A 15725-nucleotide genomic window follows, 5' to 3' on the forward strand; every position below is an offset into this window, starting at 1 on the left:
CACTGTCCCATTGTGTTGCTAACTCCATTGAAACTGCAACCTGAAAACATTGAATGCCAAATTGCCAAAATTGTTCAGGGTATTCTCCCATACTCCGACTCCAGAAGCGTCAATAATTTCTCTTCCACCGCCGTAAGATAAGGTCGATTCAGCTTCCCCAACAACTGCAACAGACTTTTGACTGTCTCCTCCAGCGAATCGGAATACACTCGACTGATGCGATCGCAAATCACCTGCATCTGCTTACACTCCGCAGGTAAGTAATTGTAAGATTTGAGGTGCTTCAGCCCAATACTGTACTCGCCATCCCAGATTTTTACAGTGCAGCTGAATTCACCTACATGGTTGACTATTCCCCAACATCCACCTTTGCCCCTAAGTTCCGGGTTGTCCTTGGCTAAAATTTGGCACACTTCCCCGATCTGGTAGGTATTGGGTACTTTGGTGCGTTCCATTATCTGCTGCACCACATCCTTCACGATTCTACCACTTGGGACTTTACCCTCTGCTTTTTCTACCGCCTGCTGCCATGCTCCTGGCTGTTGTTGAGGTTCTAGCTTTGCCAGAGGGCGAACTTGTACTTCTGATGTGGGCAAAATTTGGGAACTATTAGTTCCCATTTCATCCTGCCTTTCATTTTGGGAACTATTAGTTCCCATTTTTATATTGTCAACTATCAAACAACCAGCTATTAGATAATTTACATGGCGGTAAGTATAACTAAACCTGTCCCTACAATATTCCTCAAAGGTTTTGTGGGTCGAGCGGTACAGCCTGCGCTCACGTAACTCCATTAAAGCCTTTCCCGCCTCAAAAAATGCCCTCTCTACTTTTCTCTCCAGATGCAAGCGATCGCTAATTTCCTGCTCGGTTAATTCTGGAACTTCAACGGCAGTAACGTTTATTGTTGCTAAGGCTGGGTTTTCCTGAAGGGAGATATCCTCAAGGTCTTGGTCATCTGGTAATGTGCTGTCATTGGATGCAGCAGAGGTGGCTTTGTTGCGCTTACGGGGTGCTTTAGTCATTATTCCACCTCTAGCTGAACAGTGCTTGAAGAGTCAACTTTTAAGGAGGTCTTATCTCCATCTGACTCTACCTGTAGCAGCTTCAAAGCATACTTTGTCTCCATATTGCGGCACTTCTTCTTCTGTTGCAGCGTATCGTGACTTTGGTTTCTTTTCCCTAGTCATACCTGTTCCACTGCAAGAGGAGTAAGAACAATACTGTTGATTTTCAGTTTTCCAAAGGCAAAAGCACTCATGCAGCCTCAACCTCTGAGTTGGAACGCTTTCTTGATTTGCGTTGAGGTATGTCTTCTGGATTTCTCATTTCAAAAAGATCACCTACTTCTCTAGTAAAGTAATTGCACAAAACTTCAACTGTACCGACATCAACGCGGCTGAAGTTATTTGTGAACAAGCGGTTAATCGTTGTGATATCTAACCCAGTTTCTTTTGCCAACTGTCTCTGTGACAGCTGTGGATCTTTTTCTGCCATAAGCACGGCTAGCCTACAAAACATTTTTTTGCTCATCCCTCCATCGTACCTGTAGGCTACATTAACACAAAATTATGCACTAGTGCATACAAAATATGTATATATACATATATTATTTGCATTAACCCTTGACAACTGTATGCACTACCGCATACAGTTACATATATTAGAGCAAATAAAATTTGCCAAAAACAAAAGACGACCGCCCCAGTCTGCAAAACGAAGCGATCGCCTTTCAAAAGATCCACCATCAAGATGGAGTACTACTTATCATGACATACCAAATCTACAGCCAACAACAGCTGCAACTGAAATCTATTGCCCGACTCAAGCAAATCTACAGCGAAATCGCCTGCACAGTCGAAGTAAGCGATAAACGCTGCAAGGATGCCTGGATTAGTGCGATTGTTGAATATCAAGCAAGCAAGATTCAGAAAGTCGCTCCCACTGCCCCCGACAACCAAGCCCTCGCTCAAGCCGAACTCGACAACTACATCGCTGACCAAGCCCAAGCTATAGCTCCCGAACTCCTCACAATAGTCGAAATCTCGTTTTCTGATTACGAATATTACGCTGATGACAAACTGATAGCTAGTATCAGCCATGACGACAACCACTTAACGCAACGCTGGGTAGTCATGATCAACGACAAAGAAGTATTTCGTGCCAACACTCTAATGCGTTGTGATCGCTTCATCTGCACTCACTATAAAGACGGCTCATTACCTGTGCAGGAACAAGAAGCAACACCCCCCACGACTGAAAACCAAATCATGGCGCATATCTTCAACGAGTGCCAGAATTACGGGTTTGAAATTCTCGATGATGGCATTTACAACAACAACGGCGTGAAACTGGGGCAAGTCGGATGCACTGACGGTGACTGGTGGGTGAAGAGGCGTTGTTCAGTCCAGCAGCAGTATTCTAACTCCGTGCTTGATGCTGTGCGGTCATTGTCGATGGTGGACGTGTCTACTGATGATAAATCCATTTTTGATGAATATTTTTTAGACCAACCGTTAGAACAGCTAACTGGCGATAAATTGCAACGACTGCTGGAGAGAACGGAGTTAGTCACGGCGTAAGTCTTGGGCTTCGCCTGGGAAAAGGTTAAAGGGAAATTTCTTCATTCCTTTCCCCTTTTCCCTAAAACACATTCCCTTCATTGAAGGAGGTAATCAAATGTATACAAAATGGACTGATGAAGAACTCGCAATTATTGAGGCGAAAGCTGAAGTCTATACAATCAAACAAATAGCTTCAATCCTAAAAAGGCGAGGATATCAACGCACACCAATTGCAATTTATCTGAAGTTAAATAGCTTAGGTTATTCCGCCCGTCCCACTCTTGATAACTATTCTTGTAAAGAAATTGCCCAAGTTCTTCAATTGAATTTCTCAACTGTCACAAGATGGGTAAAAAGAGGATGGCTCAAAGCTACAAGACGCTCTGCTAGACATTACCAAATTCGGAGATGGCATCTTAAACAGTTTTTTGATAACCCACCACAATCAATTAAAAAACGCATTGCTGCTCTCGATGTTGAAGCAATTAATTACTTATTAGGGAGAAAAGCATGATTGACAATATTAACGCACTTCAAACAAGTTGGTATCTTTCTCCACCTTGGCGTGGAACAATTCCATCCGTTGAGGTGAATTTACTGGAGAGAGTTTACCTGAAAACCACAAGAACATTTGGCTATTGCTCTGGTGTGCAATGGAAATATGAGTGTTGGCTTTATACAGTCATCTGTGGTGATGAAATTGTCCACGCTACAGAACATCAAATCATTGGGACTGGGCAGTTAGAAACCCTCACTGTGCAAAAACCTGCTTTCGTTTTGGGGCAGAAAGTAATCCTGTGTTCTTATGGTGATGACACAAAACAACGGCTGATTCTGGGGGTTGTACTTGTAGATAAGTTTTGGTTTTACCTTGTCGAATTGCTATCGCCAACATTGACTGAAACACCGACAATGTTTAGTCGCTTCTCATTGGTCGGTGAAAAAAGTTTGGTGCGCGTGAATGTCTAATTCTCTCTAATCAACAAGGAAAAATTATCACCCAACTAAAGTTATGTCACAAATCGAAATCGCTCAAATTATCGACCAGATAAAACAAGAGATTCAAATCGACGCTAATGGTCAGGGCAAGGCCAGTGTTCGGGCAGCAGCCAGATTAGCAAATGTTAATGATGCTGGATTGCTCAGAAGCCTCAAAACTGCTGCTGATATTTCTCGCTCTAAACTGGCTGAAAGGCTTATCTACAAAGGCTTTAAAGGTGCTGAGATTAAATCATGGTCTGAGTCCGGTATTCCCGATGTCGCTGTAGCAACCATACTTCATTATTACGGCTATGAAGCTGGTAAGAGATGTACCGCACAAGCAAAATTAGCCTGTGAAGCTTTTGAAAGCATTGGTGTTCGTGCCTGGATTCAAGATTTATTGGGGTGGACAAAACCCGCTACTCAACCACAAGAACAATCCACTACATCAGCCCTCCCCCCAGTTGAACAACGATTGCATACTCTTGTCCTGGCCATGAAAACTTTAGCTGAACTCACAGGTGGCAGACTCAACCCATACATGGAACAGCAATTCAAAGACTATGCCGGGAATCTTCTGGCTGAACATAATAGGAAATTGCTAACCCCTTCAGAAGAACGCTGGCTCGGCGTGGTCAACTTTGCAGAGAGCAAACTCGGAAAGAAAGTCCCCCTGAGCGGCGCTCACTACCGGGGACACTTGGGTACATGGGTGAGAACATTCTACCCACAACTAGGCGATCGCCAAGAAACACGATTGGTTAACGGTGTGCAACAGCCCATCTATGTCTACGCTTGTCACGATCCGGTTGTTGCGGCTGGGCTGACCAAAGCTATAGAAGAATTTTTCGCTCACCCTAGTCCTGGTGCAGCGCTAAGGCAGGCGGGGGCTTTCGCTAGTAAGAAAGAACCAGTGCTGACCAAGTGAAAGCGAACGCCCCCACCACAGAAACGTTCGCTAACTAAAGATGGAATTTATTGCTGAAGCATCGAATATTACCAATAACATTAAAAGTTTCTCTTTTACTTAGTCAAGCAACTAACAGCATTTTGAAATTATTTGTTACAAAGATGACTTTTCTAGCAAATAATACACATCTGAGAAAGTGTCGTCACTTCAAGATTCCTAATAATCAAAATAAAAAGCGATTGCCGCTCAATAAGTAACAATCGCCACACAAAAACACTCATTGCATCTCTAGAGTAACAACAATGAAAGCCATAGTTACAGTAGTTGAAAAAATCACATCGGAAGCTCACATTAATATTCCTGACGGTTTAGCAGTAACAGCAATTAAGCAGCATATAACAGACCGCTATAACAGTGGCGAGATGCTGACTGAGATGAACATTTTCCACGTTGATTTTGAATCTATTAGCGCTCACATTGATTCAAAACCTTATATTACTTGGCATCAAGGCAACCCTTGCGATCGCCGCCAGTATTACTTCTGCAAACTTGGAAGATTTACTTTAACTCTGTTAACTGACACAGAGCAAAACTTAACTCGTATAGAAGTTTATTTTGGGCATCATAAGCAACTTATTTACACATCAGAAAAAGAGATATCCAAAGAATTGGCAACAGTTGAACTCCAAAACTTCTTAAGTGGATTAGCTGTTGAACTTCAGACTTTAAGCCACATTGAATTTAGTGAGGATGAAGTATGACTGTTACACCATTATTAGCACCAGAAATCACCGTCATCGAAACTGTCACCCGGCATCCTCTGAACTTTTACGAATCTCCATCATGGTTCACTACAGAATTACTGCGCCATGTTCCGTTATCTGGTGTGATTGGTGAGCCTTGTGTGGGGCATGGAGCGATCGCATCTTTGTTGAATGTGTGGCCTCATGCAGAACATATTTGGACTAACGACATCGATCCGAACAAGCAGGCACATTTTCACTACGATGCAACATTAGCCGGATCATGGGAAAAATTTCCAGAGTGCGACTGGATTTGTACTAACCCACCATACGCGGAATTTGCTGCATCAATCATCAAGAATGCATACCAGAAAGCGCGTGTGGGTGTCGCTGCTTTTTTACTTACCAGCTTTCTCGAACCCTGTGATGATCGGGCGGATTTCTTGCAACAACACCCGCCGTCACTTGTTCTAATCATGCCGCGCTTCTGTTTTCGCAAGGATAAACGGGGTACTCGTTGGGCAACAGACAACATTACCATCTCGTGCTTTGTATGGGACAAACGCGCAACAGGGCAGCAAATTATTATTCGTCCTAAGTCTCAAATCATTGGGTTTTACAAAAATCCAGAACAGGCTATTTCACAAGAACGAGCTATTGAAATCGTTCGGGCAATCGCCAAAGGAGAATTATGAAACAGATGTCGCTTTTTGATGAACCAACCATTGTTTTACCAGTTAACTATTATCCAGAGTTTCTCACTCTTACTGAAGCTGACGCACTCTACCAACATTGTCAACAACTGCAATGGCAACAGAATCAAATACGTATGCTGGGTAAAACAATGCCTGTGCCTCGCCTAGAGTGCATTTATGGCGATGAAGGCTGTGATTACCTCTACTCTAAAAGCGTACTACTCAAACCACTACCTTGGACAGACGCTCTGGCTAAGTTACGCGACAGAATCACCGCAACTGCTGGTTATAACTTTCGCATCGTCATTGGCAATCAATATAGAAGTGGACAAGACAGTATCGGCTGGCACAACGATAGTGAAGCTTCGATGGGTGTAAATCCTGCAATCGCATCAATCAGTTTAGGTTCGGTGAGGAAATTCCAAATCAAGCCCATCGGAGGTAAGCCGACTGACTTTTGGCTGGAGCATGGGAGTCTGCTGGTGATGCTTCCGGGTTGTCAAAGTACTCATCTGCATCAAGTCCCGAAGACCAATAAGGTCGTTAGCACACGGATTAATCTAACTTTTCGACCACACGTAGGGGGTAGGAGATGACCTCAAGTTATCGCTATTGCTGAGGTTTATATCCAATATTATTAATATTCAAGGAGGATTTTATGGGATTTCGTAATGGTAAACCCTCTAAACAGTTTACTGCAATTCCCAACAGTTTAATTCGTGATCACAACGTTACTGATTCAACATTTAGGTTAATTTCTTGGGTAGCTTCTCACGATGAAAACTTTGATATTAATTTTACGGTAATCGAAAAACATTTGGGGTACAAACGAGACAAAATCCGTAATGCTATCAAAAACGCTGAACAAAATGACTATTTAGTGAGAGTTCAAGAGAACAATCCGAACAATGGTAAGTTTGACTGGCAATATTACATTTTTACCAGCAAAGAAGACACAAAGTTATTTCGAGAAAATCATTCATCCATAGGTGGGTCATCCATAAGTGGATCGTCCATAGGTGGATCGTCCATAAGTGGGTCATCCACCCCTCATATAGAAAAACAATTAGAAGAAAATAAATTAGAAGAAAAACACATACAAGAACCACCCCCAACTCAAAACGCATTTCTCACCCAAGAATCGTGTGTGTGTGAAACTAAACAACTAAACCTTGAAAAACCAACTCCAGAAAAACCAAGTTTAGAAGAATCAACCCCAGAAGAACCAACCCCACAACAACCCACTTCGTTGTCAAAAAATTTCGAGTCTTCGCAACAAACCGATAACCCCTCAAGAGGAGCAACTATTGCGGCGGAGTTGTTCGATAAAAACAAACAAGCGAATAAGAAACCAAGCAAACCAAAATTTCAGTCGATTGATGATTTGCTTAATCACATCCTGCTTGACCCCGGCATCTTGGCATCTGAGCCTTTACCCGCAGTTTACAGAAATGAAATCAAGCTCCGTTCTTGGCGTTTCCCCTGGCGCACTTCTTGCAGAGACAAGATTTACCAAACCTGCGATCGCCGTTTGGTGGAGTTAATCGCCAAGGAGAGAGCCGAGTGGGACAAGGTTAATTGGCAGCAAAAAGTCCCCACTGTGATCAAATCAATCAGCAATTTGGAGGTGAGTAAAGCTGGTTTAGAAGAACTGCTGGTTTATTGGTCAAAAGTTCTCTCTTCATCTACACCGCAAACTGAAGAATCAAAACCCAATGACCAACCCATCAGTTACTACTCAAATCGTTCTCTTGATTGGCATAAAGCCACATTCTCTGAACTTCTAGACCGCATGGATGAAGTTGGCAAGGACAAAGCGATCGCTTCTTTCAGCACTCGCTATGACCGAGAAGACGTAGGTGCAACGCTCAAATGGTTGGATTGGTTAAAGCTGACACATCCCTCCATGTATGCCTACTTACATCCGCAAGCTGCATGAGTTGAAGTCGGAAGTATTTTATCCAAATTCGGCTTTCTTCCTGACTTCCCCTGCCCCTGTCTTCACTTTTAACTTGCAACTTCCAACCTCCGAATTCCGACTTCTGTTTGAGGATTTATGACACAAGACAAATCAAACTTCACATCTCAACAAGACCGCTTACCCCCTCAAAGCATTGAGGCTGAAGAAGTAATACTCGGTGGCATCATGCTCGACCCAAGCGCCATGAGCCGAATGAGCGATCGTCTGAGTGCAGATGCTTTTTACATCAATGCCCACAAAGATATTTATCAAGCAGCCCTACGACTGTACGGGCAGGGATTACCAACAGACTTGCTTTGTATTACCAACTGGTTGTCTGATAATGGTTTATTGTTCCGTATCGGTGGACGCAATAAACTGGCCAGTCTGGTTGACCGTACTGTGTCAGCTGTGAACATCGATGTTTTAGCTGACTTGGTAATGGAAAAATACCAAAGGCGGCAGTTAATCCTTGCTGGCACTGAGATTGTTCAACTCGGCTATGCCACCGAAACTGATTTACCTGTAATTCTTGACGAAGCCGAACAAAAAGTCTACTGCATTAAGTCTGAGCATTCTGCCTCTGACTTGGTTCATATTTCTCATGCCCTAGCCGACACTTTTACCGAAATTGAAGCGCGTCATGCTGGTACAGGCTCACCAGCATTGGCTAGTGGATTTTATGACCTGGACGGTATACTCGGCGGTGGTTTTCGCAAAGGACGGTTGTATGTACTGGCTGCTCGTCCTTCTGTTGGTAAATCCGCTTTGGCTGGTAATCTCGCTCTCAATGTTGCCAAAACTGGGAAGATGCCGATCTGCGTTTTCAGCTTGGAAATGTCTACTGATGAGTACGTACAGCGATTCTTGAGCAGCGAATCTGGCATTGAAAATAACTTCTTGGAAACTGGGAATGTCTCTGACAGCCAGTGGCAACCCTTGAGCGTGGCGATCGCACAGTTAAGTGAACAACAGATTTTCATCAACGACGAATCTTGCCCTTCTCTTAATGAAATTCGTAGCCAAGTCCGCCGAATTTCATCCCATTACGGTGGTGTTGGGCTTGTGATCATTGACTACTTACAACTGATGGCGCTTGATACTGATTCACGGGTGAACATGGCTCAACGAGTCGGTGAAATCAGCCGAGGATTAAAAAGATTAGCCAAAGATTTGGATGTGCCTGTACTGGCTTTGTCCCAACTCAACCGCGAAGTTGAACATCGTAACGATAAACGCCCTGTACTTAGTGATTTAAAAGACAGTGGTGCTGTTGAGCAAGACAGTGATGTTGTGATCATGCTTTACCGCGAAGAAATGTATAACCCCGATACCCCAGATCGTGGCATTGCTGAGTTAGTCGTTCGCAAGCAACGCAATGGCCCCACAGGTACAGTCAAGCTTTTGTTTGACCATCAGTTTACCAGATTCAAGAATTTATCTCGTGGTCGTAGTTTTTAAGGCTCTACTGGAGGATAAACATTGTCTTTTATGCGGGAACTGAGAATGATTAAAACTTACCAACAGCTTTTACAACAATGGGCGGCTCTTGCCCCTGATGAATGTTCTACTACTGACAGGGATTACAGGTTTAAGGTAAAAGTGCTGCCCCAAGTTGAAAAGTGTTCTTTCGATAACCCCTGGCGTTCGGTTACTTCCGAAAACCTTACTTGGCGACTTCATGTAGCTGAAGATGTAATTCTCAGACAGTTGAATTTTGTTCTTCTAACAGTTCTACATCGCTGTTGTGACCGTCAGTCCAATATTCATTTCACTTTCATAGAGCTTGGAACTATTGCCACAATCTGCAATGGGCTGAAGTCGCAAATACATCCACATCCAGCGATCGCGGCATTAGACGCATACATTCAATTGCTGGAGTTTTAAAACCCATGAAAGCGCTATCTGTTCGTCAGCCTTGGGCATGGGCAATTATTTATGCTCTCAAAAATATTGAAAACCGTGGTTGGCCCATTCATTATCGCGGCGACATTCTGATTCACGCAGCCAAGACTTGTACCAAGAAAGAGTACCAGTCAGCGAAAGAATTTTGTCAAGGAATAGAGGTAATAATCCCAGAATTAATCTCTCTCCGTCGCGGTCAAGTTATTGGCATTGTCACAATAGTTGATTGCAAGTTTTCGCAAGTTGCGTCTGGCTGGGGAATGCCTGGGCAATATCACTGGAAGCTGGAGAATCCACGCGAGATTATACCGATTCCTTACATTGGGCGGTTGGGAATTTTTGAAGTGCCGGATGATTTGGTCAGGAGTGCGATCGCCTCATGAAATCAGTAAAGGTATTAGTTGGTTTTAAAAGATAGCTTGATAATAACTTAGGAAAGAAGGAAAAGTAGGAGAAATATATTATTATTGACAAGTTAGTTGACAAGAGTTTGCCAAAAGAGCAATAGTAACAAGTGAGCGCGACCTGCTGAAAGCTCTACTCGCTATGTGCCAAGGGCGCACGTTCCGCGAACGCTATTGCAACCCTAATTTCCAGACATGCCTAAAAGAATTTAGCTAATTTGCTGCAATATCAAGCTTTTGAGATCCGCTCCCAAATTAGATAGTTAACCTATTATTTCTCGCTCATTAGAAAGGGAAGCTAGTCAACGATAGTCTATTATACTTAAATTCAAAAACAGGAAGTCTGAATGCCAGTTTTGTAAATTTGGAATAAATCATAAATCTCTATTTTGGTGAGCCATCAGTAGAAGAAGCACCATATATTTAGAGTTTCATAACATGTTCGTTACTTGTTACTTTAGTCAGGCAATGACAAATTCAAAACCCAAAATTTGCATTGAGCATCTCATCAAGATTTATGGAGAAAAGCCTCATGCTGCTCTCAAACTGTTTCGAGAAGGCAAATCTAAAGATTATATCTTGCAAGCTACTCTTAATATACTGGGCATTGCCGATGTATCTCTCACGGTTAATCAAGGGGAATTGTTTGTGGTGATGGGGTTATCCGGTTCGGGAAAATCTACCTTGGTTCGCTGCATCAACCGTCTGATTAAGCCCACCAGCGGGCATATTTACATTGATGATGAAGATGTGGCCCATGTGGACGAGAAACGGATGCGGGAGATTCGCCTGAAGAAAGTGTCGATGGTTTTTCAGCGATTTGGGCTGTTTCCCCACAAAACTGTTACTGAGAATGTAGAGTATGGTCTTTTGGTGCGGGGAGTGGACAAAGTTTCTCGCCGCCAAAAAGCACTCTCAACCTTAGAATTGGTGGGTTTAGCGCAATGGGCGGATTATTTGCCCGACTCGCTGAGTGGTGGGATGCAGCAACGGGTGGGTTTAGCCCGTGCTTTGGCGACAGATGCTGATATCTTACTCATGGATGAGCCATTTAGCGCCCTAGATCCACTAATTCGCCGGGAAATGCAGGATGAATTGCTGCGCCTCCAGAAAGAACTGCACAAAACTATTATATTTATCAGTCACGATATTCATGAGGCGCTAAAAATTGGCGATCGCATTGCCGTCATGAAAGATGGCTATATTGTTCAAGTCGGTACTCCCTCCAAACTCATTACCCAACCCGCCTCCGACTACATCCGCGCCTTTACTATGGATATCAACCGCGCCCAAGTCCTCAAAGCTGGGTCAATTGCTCGTCAAACCATTACCTTGATTCTCGGTCAAAACTCCCCTAGAGTGGCACTGGAGAAAATGTTACACCATCACCTCAAACAAATGTACGTTGTCGATCAGGGTGGTAAACTCGTTGGCATGGTTACGAAAAAATCTCTTTTTGAAGCTATCCGACAAGGAAGTGATGACCTGAGTTCTGTGATGCTGCAAAACTTTTCTAAAGCCAATGCTAATATCAGCTTAGAAGGTATTTTTCACCTCTACCAACAAGGACAAACGGTTGCTGTGGTTGATAGCGAAGAGAAATTTAAAGGTGTTGTTGAAGCGTCTGATATTCTTACTAGTATTAGCAACATTCAGTAGAAAATTATTAATTTAGTTATTACAGCAGATGCCCCAATTTTAACTGATAGCAAAACGTTATCCGAAGGTTGACTGAAAATAAACCTAACTTGGCTACAAATAAGTAAGAAAAAAAGGTGGCATAAATAAAGGAAACAAGCTAGCAAAATAAACCACCATCTACAGAAAAGGAAACAGTATGACTCAAGCATTACCTAAACTAGTAACTTTTGATGAATTTACAGAATGGCGTCCAGAAGGCGGACGTTACGAACTACACGATGGAGTAATAATTGAAATGGCGCAACCTACAGGCGACCATGAGGATGTTGTAGGTTTTATAGCTGGTCAAATAAGCTTTGAATATATTCGATTAAATTTACCTTACTTCATCCCAAAAACAGCACTAGTAAAATCTCCCACGAGCGAAGCATGTTACTCACCTGATGTATTATTATTAAATCGGACAAATCTTGTGAATGAGCCATTATGGAAGAAAAAATCTACTGTAATTGAAGGTGCTTCAGTTCCATTAATTGTGGAAGTTGTTTCTACTAATTGGGATGATGATTACTACACGAAATTTGGGAAATATCAAAGCATTGGAATTCCCGAATACTGGATTGTTGATTACCTAGGGCTGGGAGCTAAAAGATTTACCGGGAATCCTAAACAGCCAACACTTTCTATCTGTCAGTTGACTGATGATGAATATCAAATCACACAATTTCGCTCTGATGAGCAAATTGTTTCTTCTATTTTCCCAGAATTGAATTTAACTGCTAAACAAATTTTTCGAGGTGCGATTTAAGGGCTAAATGAACAATTATCATCCTAAAAGCCACCCGGCTACGTCTGTGTCGTCGAATTTAACACACCACGTACCAGTGTAGTTGAAAAATGCAAGACGTAGAAATTCTTCATCTAGAAGCAATGGAACTTGTTGATCAAGCTTTTTTAGCTAGCCAAAGGGGTGATACCACCTTCGCGTTGGAGTTAACCAAAGCAGCCTTTTCTGTTGAGCAAGCTGCCGCAGACCTAGTACCTCTGCGCGGAATTCAAAATTCAAAATTCAAAATGAAGACAGCATAAGCGTTTCGTTGATTTTGAATGGTTGGTTTATTTACGCCGTGCTGTACTAGTAGCAGGCTTATTTGGCCTTGAGCCGACTAGATTCAGTTCTCCATCGCGGTGCCGCAACGCTTGCTGTAGAATGTTCAGAATTACGAGAGGCTGAAAAGTTGATTGGACGGGCGCTTGCAGGTAATCCACCCTCGGATATCGCGTGAGCGTATTGCGGGATTTACTCTAGAAAAAATTTATTCTCGCAGGCAGGCGATTGGGCACTAAACAAACTATTCTTGCTAGTATTAGCAGCTTTTGTTAAGTTAACTCCTCGCTCTTTTTGCCATTTTTATCAGGAGGCTCTATTGTGTTAAATGAGTTAACTCTAGGCGCTTATCTCATTGCCAAGAGCCAATCTGGGTTGGATATTATATTAAACCCCTTTGAGCTTTATACTATACCTCTAGATAATTGGGTTAACGCTGCGGTTAATTTTCTCGTTGACAACTTTCGTCCCATCTTCCAAGTAATTCGCATCCCGATTAAATTTGCGCTTGACTCTATAGAAGCGATGTTCCAATCCATTCCTCCCCTAATTTTCCTGATGATTATTGGGTTGATGACATGGCAGGTGGCAGGGAGAAAGATTGCGATTTATAGCATCTCTGCATTGACCTTAATTGGTTTTGTTGGGGCGTGGAAGGAGGCAATGGTGACACTTTCCTTGGTGGTGACTGCGGTAGCATTTTGCGTGGCGATCGGTATTCCCATCGGTATTGCCTGTGCCAGGAGCGATCGCCTAGTGGGATTTGTGCGACCCCTCCTTGATATCATGCAAACCATCCCCATCTTCGTCTATCTGGTTCCTGTCGTCATGCTATTTGGCATTGGTAAAGTTCCTGGGGTGATGGCAACCATCATCTTTGCACTTCCGCCTCTGATTCGCCTCACCAACCTTGGTATCCGGCAAGTATCTGAAGAAGTGGTGGAAGCGGCGATCGCTTTTGGGTCAACTCCTTGGCAAGTTTTGTGGGAGGCTCAAATTCCCCTAGCTATGCCGACCATTCTCACTGGATTAAACCAAACTATCCTGTTTGCATTGGGAATGTCGGTAGTTACCTCAATGATCGCCGTGCCAGGGCTAGGATTGATGGTGTTGCAGGGCGTTGGTCGTCTGGATGTGGGACTGGCTGCTGTTGGAGGATTGTGCATTGTCTTGCTAGCGATTATGCTTGACCGGATTACTCAGGCTGTGGGGAAAGTCAGCAGCAAAGGTTCTTGGCTGCAACAAGGGCCTATCGGTTTTCTCCTTTCCAGATTAAGAGTTAACACTTCGACTACACGAGCGTGACCGATGAGCGATCACTCTCAAAAAATAGGATGAAAAACTTTTTTCTCCTTAGCCTAAGCGCCCCTATTTTTAGAAAATACCCTGATGCGTTTTTCGCACAACAAAAGATAAAAAATTCTCTTTCTTGACTCCTGGCTTCCGATTTCTATTTTTAGGTGAGATATCAGTTAAAGCTGATTAACCCAATAATAATGAAACAACACAGAAAAAAACAGACCTTTGCTATAGTATTAGCCTTGCTTGTAGGTTTAATTGCCTGCCAATCAACTCCCGAAAACGCTACAAAATCTCCAGGTAGCAGTCAATCGACAGAAGTAGAGTTACCTGGTAAGGGGGTTAAAGTACGCCCTGCTGCTAGTAGTATAGTAGCGTCACAATTTGCTGTAGAAATCCTTCGCATTGGCTTAGAAAAGCTTGGTTATGAAGTCGAAGAACTAAAGGTATCGAATACAACCACTATATTTCTTGGTCTCGGTAATGACGAAATAGATGTTGCTACCACTTCAGAAAGGTTGCACGCCAACTTTTTTGAAAAAGCTGGTGGTGAAAAGAAACTGGAACGTGTTGGAATGTTTGTTTCCGGTAATCTTATTCAAGGTTATTCGATTGATAAGAAGACTGCCGAGCAATATAAAATTACGAACCTTGTACAACTTAAAGACCCAAAACTTGCCAAACTGTTTGACTCAGACGGAGATGGTAAAGCAAATTTAACGGGTTGCAATCCGGGTTTTGCCTGTGAACTGATTATTGATCATCACTTGAAAGTTTACGGATTAGAGGATACCGTCAAACAGGATAAGGGAGAATTTGAAGTTCTCAAGGCAGATATCATTGCTCGCTACCAGCAAGGAAAACCTATACTCTATAACAGTTTTAATCTTGATTGGTTGACTTCAGTGTTACAAACTGGTAGAGATGTGGTTTGGTTAGAAGTTCCCTTTACCTCTTTACCAGGAGAAAAGGGAAAAGAGGTGACACAAAAAGATACCACGGTAGGCGGTAAGAATCTGGGATTTATTTCGGATAGAGCGCGTTTTGTGGCTTCCCGGCAATTTTTAGAGGCTAACCCAGCCGCCAAACGCTGGTTTGAACTGGTTCAGGTTCCTTTTGAGGATCTTATTACCCAAGAAAAACTCGCCCATAAGGGTCAAAATCGCTCAAAAGATATCCGTCGTAATGCCGAAGAGTGGGTGAAAAACCATCAAGCGTTGGTTGATGGTTGGCTAGAAGAAGCAAGAATTGCTGGAAAAGCTTCTAAATAATTTTAGCAACCGAACAGATTGTGGAGAAAGGGCAGTTGAAAGCGATCGCCAACTTCTGGTTAAACGCCTGCTGACTTGGTATCTGTAATTCGTCATCGCACCTCTTGGAACCAACCTCAGCTTCTAGTTGGGAAATTAATTGACCAATTTAGTATATTGACAAAATTAACTTATTGTGTAAACTGTGGCTCACAGCAATATAACTTTACACAAACATACCAACTTTATCTATTTCTCGTTGAAG

Annotated in this window: 19 protein-coding genes; 17 read left to right on the forward strand and 2 right to left on the reverse strand. The window is 42.9% G+C overall.

Annotated elements, in window-relative coordinates:
* Nucleotides 1-74: 74 nt before the first annotated feature.
* On the reverse strand, nt 75-1025 hold the full coding sequence (locus H6G86_RS25380; RefSeq protein WP_190936631.1) for a hypothetical protein: 951 nt from the start codon (nt 1023-1025) through the stop codon (nt 75-77).
* A 232-nt stretch (nt 1026-1257) separates the two neighbouring features.
* Complete coding sequence (locus H6G86_RS25385) at nt 1258-1533, reverse strand: helix-turn-helix domain-containing protein (RefSeq protein ID WP_242064958.1); 276 nt, start codon at nt 1531-1533, stop codon at nt 1258-1260.
* Nucleotides 1534-1679: 146 nt separating this feature from the next.
* Between H6G86_RS25385 and H6G86_RS25390 the strand changes: the two genes are divergently transcribed.
* From H6G86_RS25390 to proX, 17 genes are all read left to right on the forward strand, one after another.
* The gene (locus tag H6G86_RS25390) at nt 1680-2582 is read left to right on the forward strand and encodes a hypothetical protein (RefSeq protein ID WP_242064960.1); all 903 of its coding nucleotides are present in this window, start codon (nt 1680-1682) and stop codon (nt 2580-2582) included.
* 97 nt (nt 2583-2679) lie between these two features.
* On the forward strand, nt 2680-3078 hold the full coding sequence (locus H6G86_RS25395; RefSeq protein ID WP_242064963.1) for a MerR family transcriptional regulator: 399 nt from the start codon (nt 2680-2682) through the stop codon (nt 3076-3078).
* The gene (locus H6G86_RS25400) at nt 3075-3533 is read left to right on the forward strand and encodes a DUF1392 domain-containing protein (RefSeq protein WP_190936632.1); all 459 of its coding nucleotides are present in this window, start codon (nt 3075-3077) and stop codon (nt 3531-3533) included. The genes H6G86_RS25395 and H6G86_RS25400 overlap by 4 nt, the downstream gene beginning before the upstream one ends.
* A gap of 43 nt (nt 3534-3576) precedes the next feature.
* A complete protein-coding gene (locus H6G86_RS25405; protein WP_190936633.1) occupies nt 3577-4473 on the forward strand; it encodes a hypothetical protein in 897 nt (298 codons plus the stop codon).
* Between the two features lie 284 nt (nt 4474-4757).
* The gene (locus H6G86_RS25410) at nt 4758-5216 is read left to right on the forward strand and encodes a hypothetical protein (RefSeq protein ID WP_190936679.1); all 459 of its coding nucleotides are present in this window, start codon (nt 4758-4760) and stop codon (nt 5214-5216) included.
* Nucleotides 5213-5893 carry a hypothetical protein gene (locus tag H6G86_RS25415; RefSeq protein ID WP_190936634.1) on the forward strand — a complete coding sequence of 227 codons (681 nt, stop codon included), beginning with the start codon at nt 5213-5215 and terminating at the stop codon, nt 5891-5893. Before H6G86_RS25410 ends, H6G86_RS25415 begins: the two co-directional genes overlap by 4 nt.
* Nucleotides 5890-6489, forward strand: a complete 600-nt coding sequence (locus H6G86_RS25420) for an alpha-ketoglutarate-dependent dioxygenase AlkB family protein (protein WP_190936635.1) — start codon at nt 5890-5892, stop codon at nt 6487-6489. Before H6G86_RS25415 ends, H6G86_RS25420 begins: the two co-directional genes overlap by 4 nt.
* Before the next feature lie 62 nt (nt 6490-6551).
* A complete protein-coding gene (locus tag H6G86_RS25425) occupies nt 6552-7832 on the forward strand; it encodes a helix-turn-helix domain-containing protein (protein WP_190936636.1) in 1281 nt (426 codons plus the stop codon).
* Nucleotides 7833-7949: 117 nt separating this feature from the next.
* On the forward strand, nt 7950-9314 hold the full coding sequence (gene dnaB, locus H6G86_RS25430; RefSeq protein WP_190936637.1) for a replicative DNA helicase: 1365 nt from the start codon (nt 7950-7952) through the stop codon (nt 9312-9314).
* A gap of 45 nt (nt 9315-9359) precedes the next feature.
* The gene (locus H6G86_RS25435) at nt 9360-9740 is read left to right on the forward strand and encodes a hypothetical protein (RefSeq protein WP_190936638.1); all 381 of its coding nucleotides are present in this window, start codon (nt 9360-9362) and stop codon (nt 9738-9740) included.
* A 5-nt stretch (nt 9741-9745) separates the two neighbouring features.
* Nucleotides 9746-10141: an ASCH domain-containing protein gene (locus tag H6G86_RS25440; RefSeq protein ID WP_190936639.1), complete on the forward strand. Its 396-nt coding sequence runs from the start codon at nt 9746-9748 to the stop codon at nt 10139-10141.
* 489 nt (nt 10142-10630) lie between these two features.
* The gene (locus tag H6G86_RS25445; protein ID WP_190936640.1) at nt 10631-11821 is read left to right on the forward strand and encodes a quaternary amine ABC transporter ATP-binding protein; all 1191 of its coding nucleotides are present in this window, start codon (nt 10631-10633) and stop codon (nt 11819-11821) included.
* Between the two features lie 178 nt (nt 11822-11999).
* Nucleotides 12000-12611: a Uma2 family endonuclease gene (locus H6G86_RS25450; RefSeq protein ID WP_190936641.1), complete on the forward strand. Its 612-nt coding sequence runs from the start codon at nt 12000-12002 to the stop codon at nt 12609-12611.
* An 89-nt stretch (nt 12612-12700) separates the two neighbouring features.
* The gene (locus H6G86_RS38890) at nt 12701-12892 is read left to right on the forward strand and encodes a hypothetical protein (protein WP_242064964.1); all 192 of its coding nucleotides are present in this window, start codon (nt 12701-12703) and stop codon (nt 12890-12892) included.
* Nucleotides 12893-12960: 68 nt separating this feature from the next.
* On the forward strand, nt 12961-13089 hold the full coding sequence (locus H6G86_RS39660; RefSeq protein ID WP_277883666.1) for a hypothetical protein: 129 nt from the start codon (nt 12961-12963) through the stop codon (nt 13087-13089).
* A gap of 143 nt (nt 13090-13232) precedes the next feature.
* Complete coding sequence (locus tag H6G86_RS25460; RefSeq protein ID WP_190936642.1) at nt 13233-14216, forward strand: ABC transporter permease; 984 nt, start codon at nt 13233-13235, stop codon at nt 14214-14216.
* 191 nt (nt 14217-14407) lie between these two features.
* Nucleotides 14408-15481, forward strand: a complete 1074-nt coding sequence (gene proX / locus H6G86_RS25465; protein WP_190936643.1) for a glycine betaine/L-proline ABC transporter substrate-binding protein ProX — start codon at nt 14408-14410, stop codon at nt 15479-15481.
* Nucleotides 15482-15725: the final 244 nt, after the last annotated feature.

Origin of the sequence: Nostoc sp. FACHB-133 (assembly GCF_014698055.1) — a bacterium.
Classification (GTDB): Bacteria; Cyanobacteriota; Cyanobacteriia; order Cyanobacteriales; family Nostocaceae; genus Nostoc.

What these genes read in the sequence shown, in the direction of transcription:
- H6G86_RS25380 (WP_190936631.1), bottom strand. Translation starts at nt 1,025, where the DNA reads ATGACTAAAGCACCCCGTAAGCGCAACAAAGCCACCTCTGCTGCATCC.
- H6G86_RS25385 (WP_242064958.1), bottom strand. Translation starts at nt 1,533, where the DNA reads ATGAGCAAAAAAATGTTTTGTAGGCTAGCCGTGCTTATGGCAGAAAAA.
- H6G86_RS25395 (WP_242064963.1), top strand. Translation starts at nt 2,680, where the DNA reads ATGTATACAAAATGGACTGATGAAGAACTCGCAATTATTGAGGCGAAA.
- H6G86_RS25400 (WP_190936632.1), top strand. Translation starts at nt 3,075, where the DNA reads ATGATTGACAATATTAACGCACTTCAAACAAGTTGGTATCTTTCTCCA.
- H6G86_RS25405 (WP_190936633.1), top strand. Translation starts at nt 3,577, where the DNA reads ATGTCACAAATCGAAATCGCTCAAATTATCGACCAGATAAAACAAGAG.
- H6G86_RS25410 (WP_190936679.1), top strand. Translation starts at nt 4,758, where the DNA reads ATGAAAGCCATAGTTACAGTAGTTGAAAAAATCACATCGGAAGCTCAC.
- H6G86_RS25415 (WP_190936634.1), top strand. Translation starts at nt 5,213, where the DNA reads ATGACTGTTACACCATTATTAGCACCAGAAATCACCGTCATCGAAACT.
- H6G86_RS25420 (WP_190936635.1), top strand. Translation starts at nt 5,890, where the DNA reads ATGAAACAGATGTCGCTTTTTGATGAACCAACCATTGTTTTACCAGTT.
- H6G86_RS25425 (WP_190936636.1), top strand. Translation starts at nt 6,552, where the DNA reads ATGGGATTTCGTAATGGTAAACCCTCTAAACAGTTTACTGCAATTCCC.
- dnaB (WP_190936637.1), top strand. Translation starts at nt 7,950, where the DNA reads ATGACACAAGACAAATCAAACTTCACATCTCAACAAGACCGCTTACCC.
- H6G86_RS25435 (WP_190936638.1), top strand. Translation starts at nt 9,360, where the DNA reads ATGATTAAAACTTACCAACAGCTTTTACAACAATGGGCGGCTCTTGCC.
- H6G86_RS25440 (WP_190936639.1), top strand. Translation starts at nt 9,746, where the DNA reads ATGAAAGCGCTATCTGTTCGTCAGCCTTGGGCATGGGCAATTATTTAT.
- H6G86_RS25445 (WP_190936640.1), top strand. Translation starts at nt 10,631, where the DNA reads ATGACAAATTCAAAACCCAAAATTTGCATTGAGCATCTCATCAAGATT.
- H6G86_RS25450 (WP_190936641.1), top strand. Translation starts at nt 12,000, where the DNA reads ATGACTCAAGCATTACCTAAACTAGTAACTTTTGATGAATTTACAGAA.
- H6G86_RS38890 (WP_242064964.1), top strand. Translation starts at nt 12,701, where the DNA reads ATGCAAGACGTAGAAATTCTTCATCTAGAAGCAATGGAACTTGTTGAT.
- proX (WP_190936643.1), top strand. Translation starts at nt 14,408, where the DNA reads ATGAAACAACACAGAAAAAAACAGACCTTTGCTATAGTATTAGCCTTG.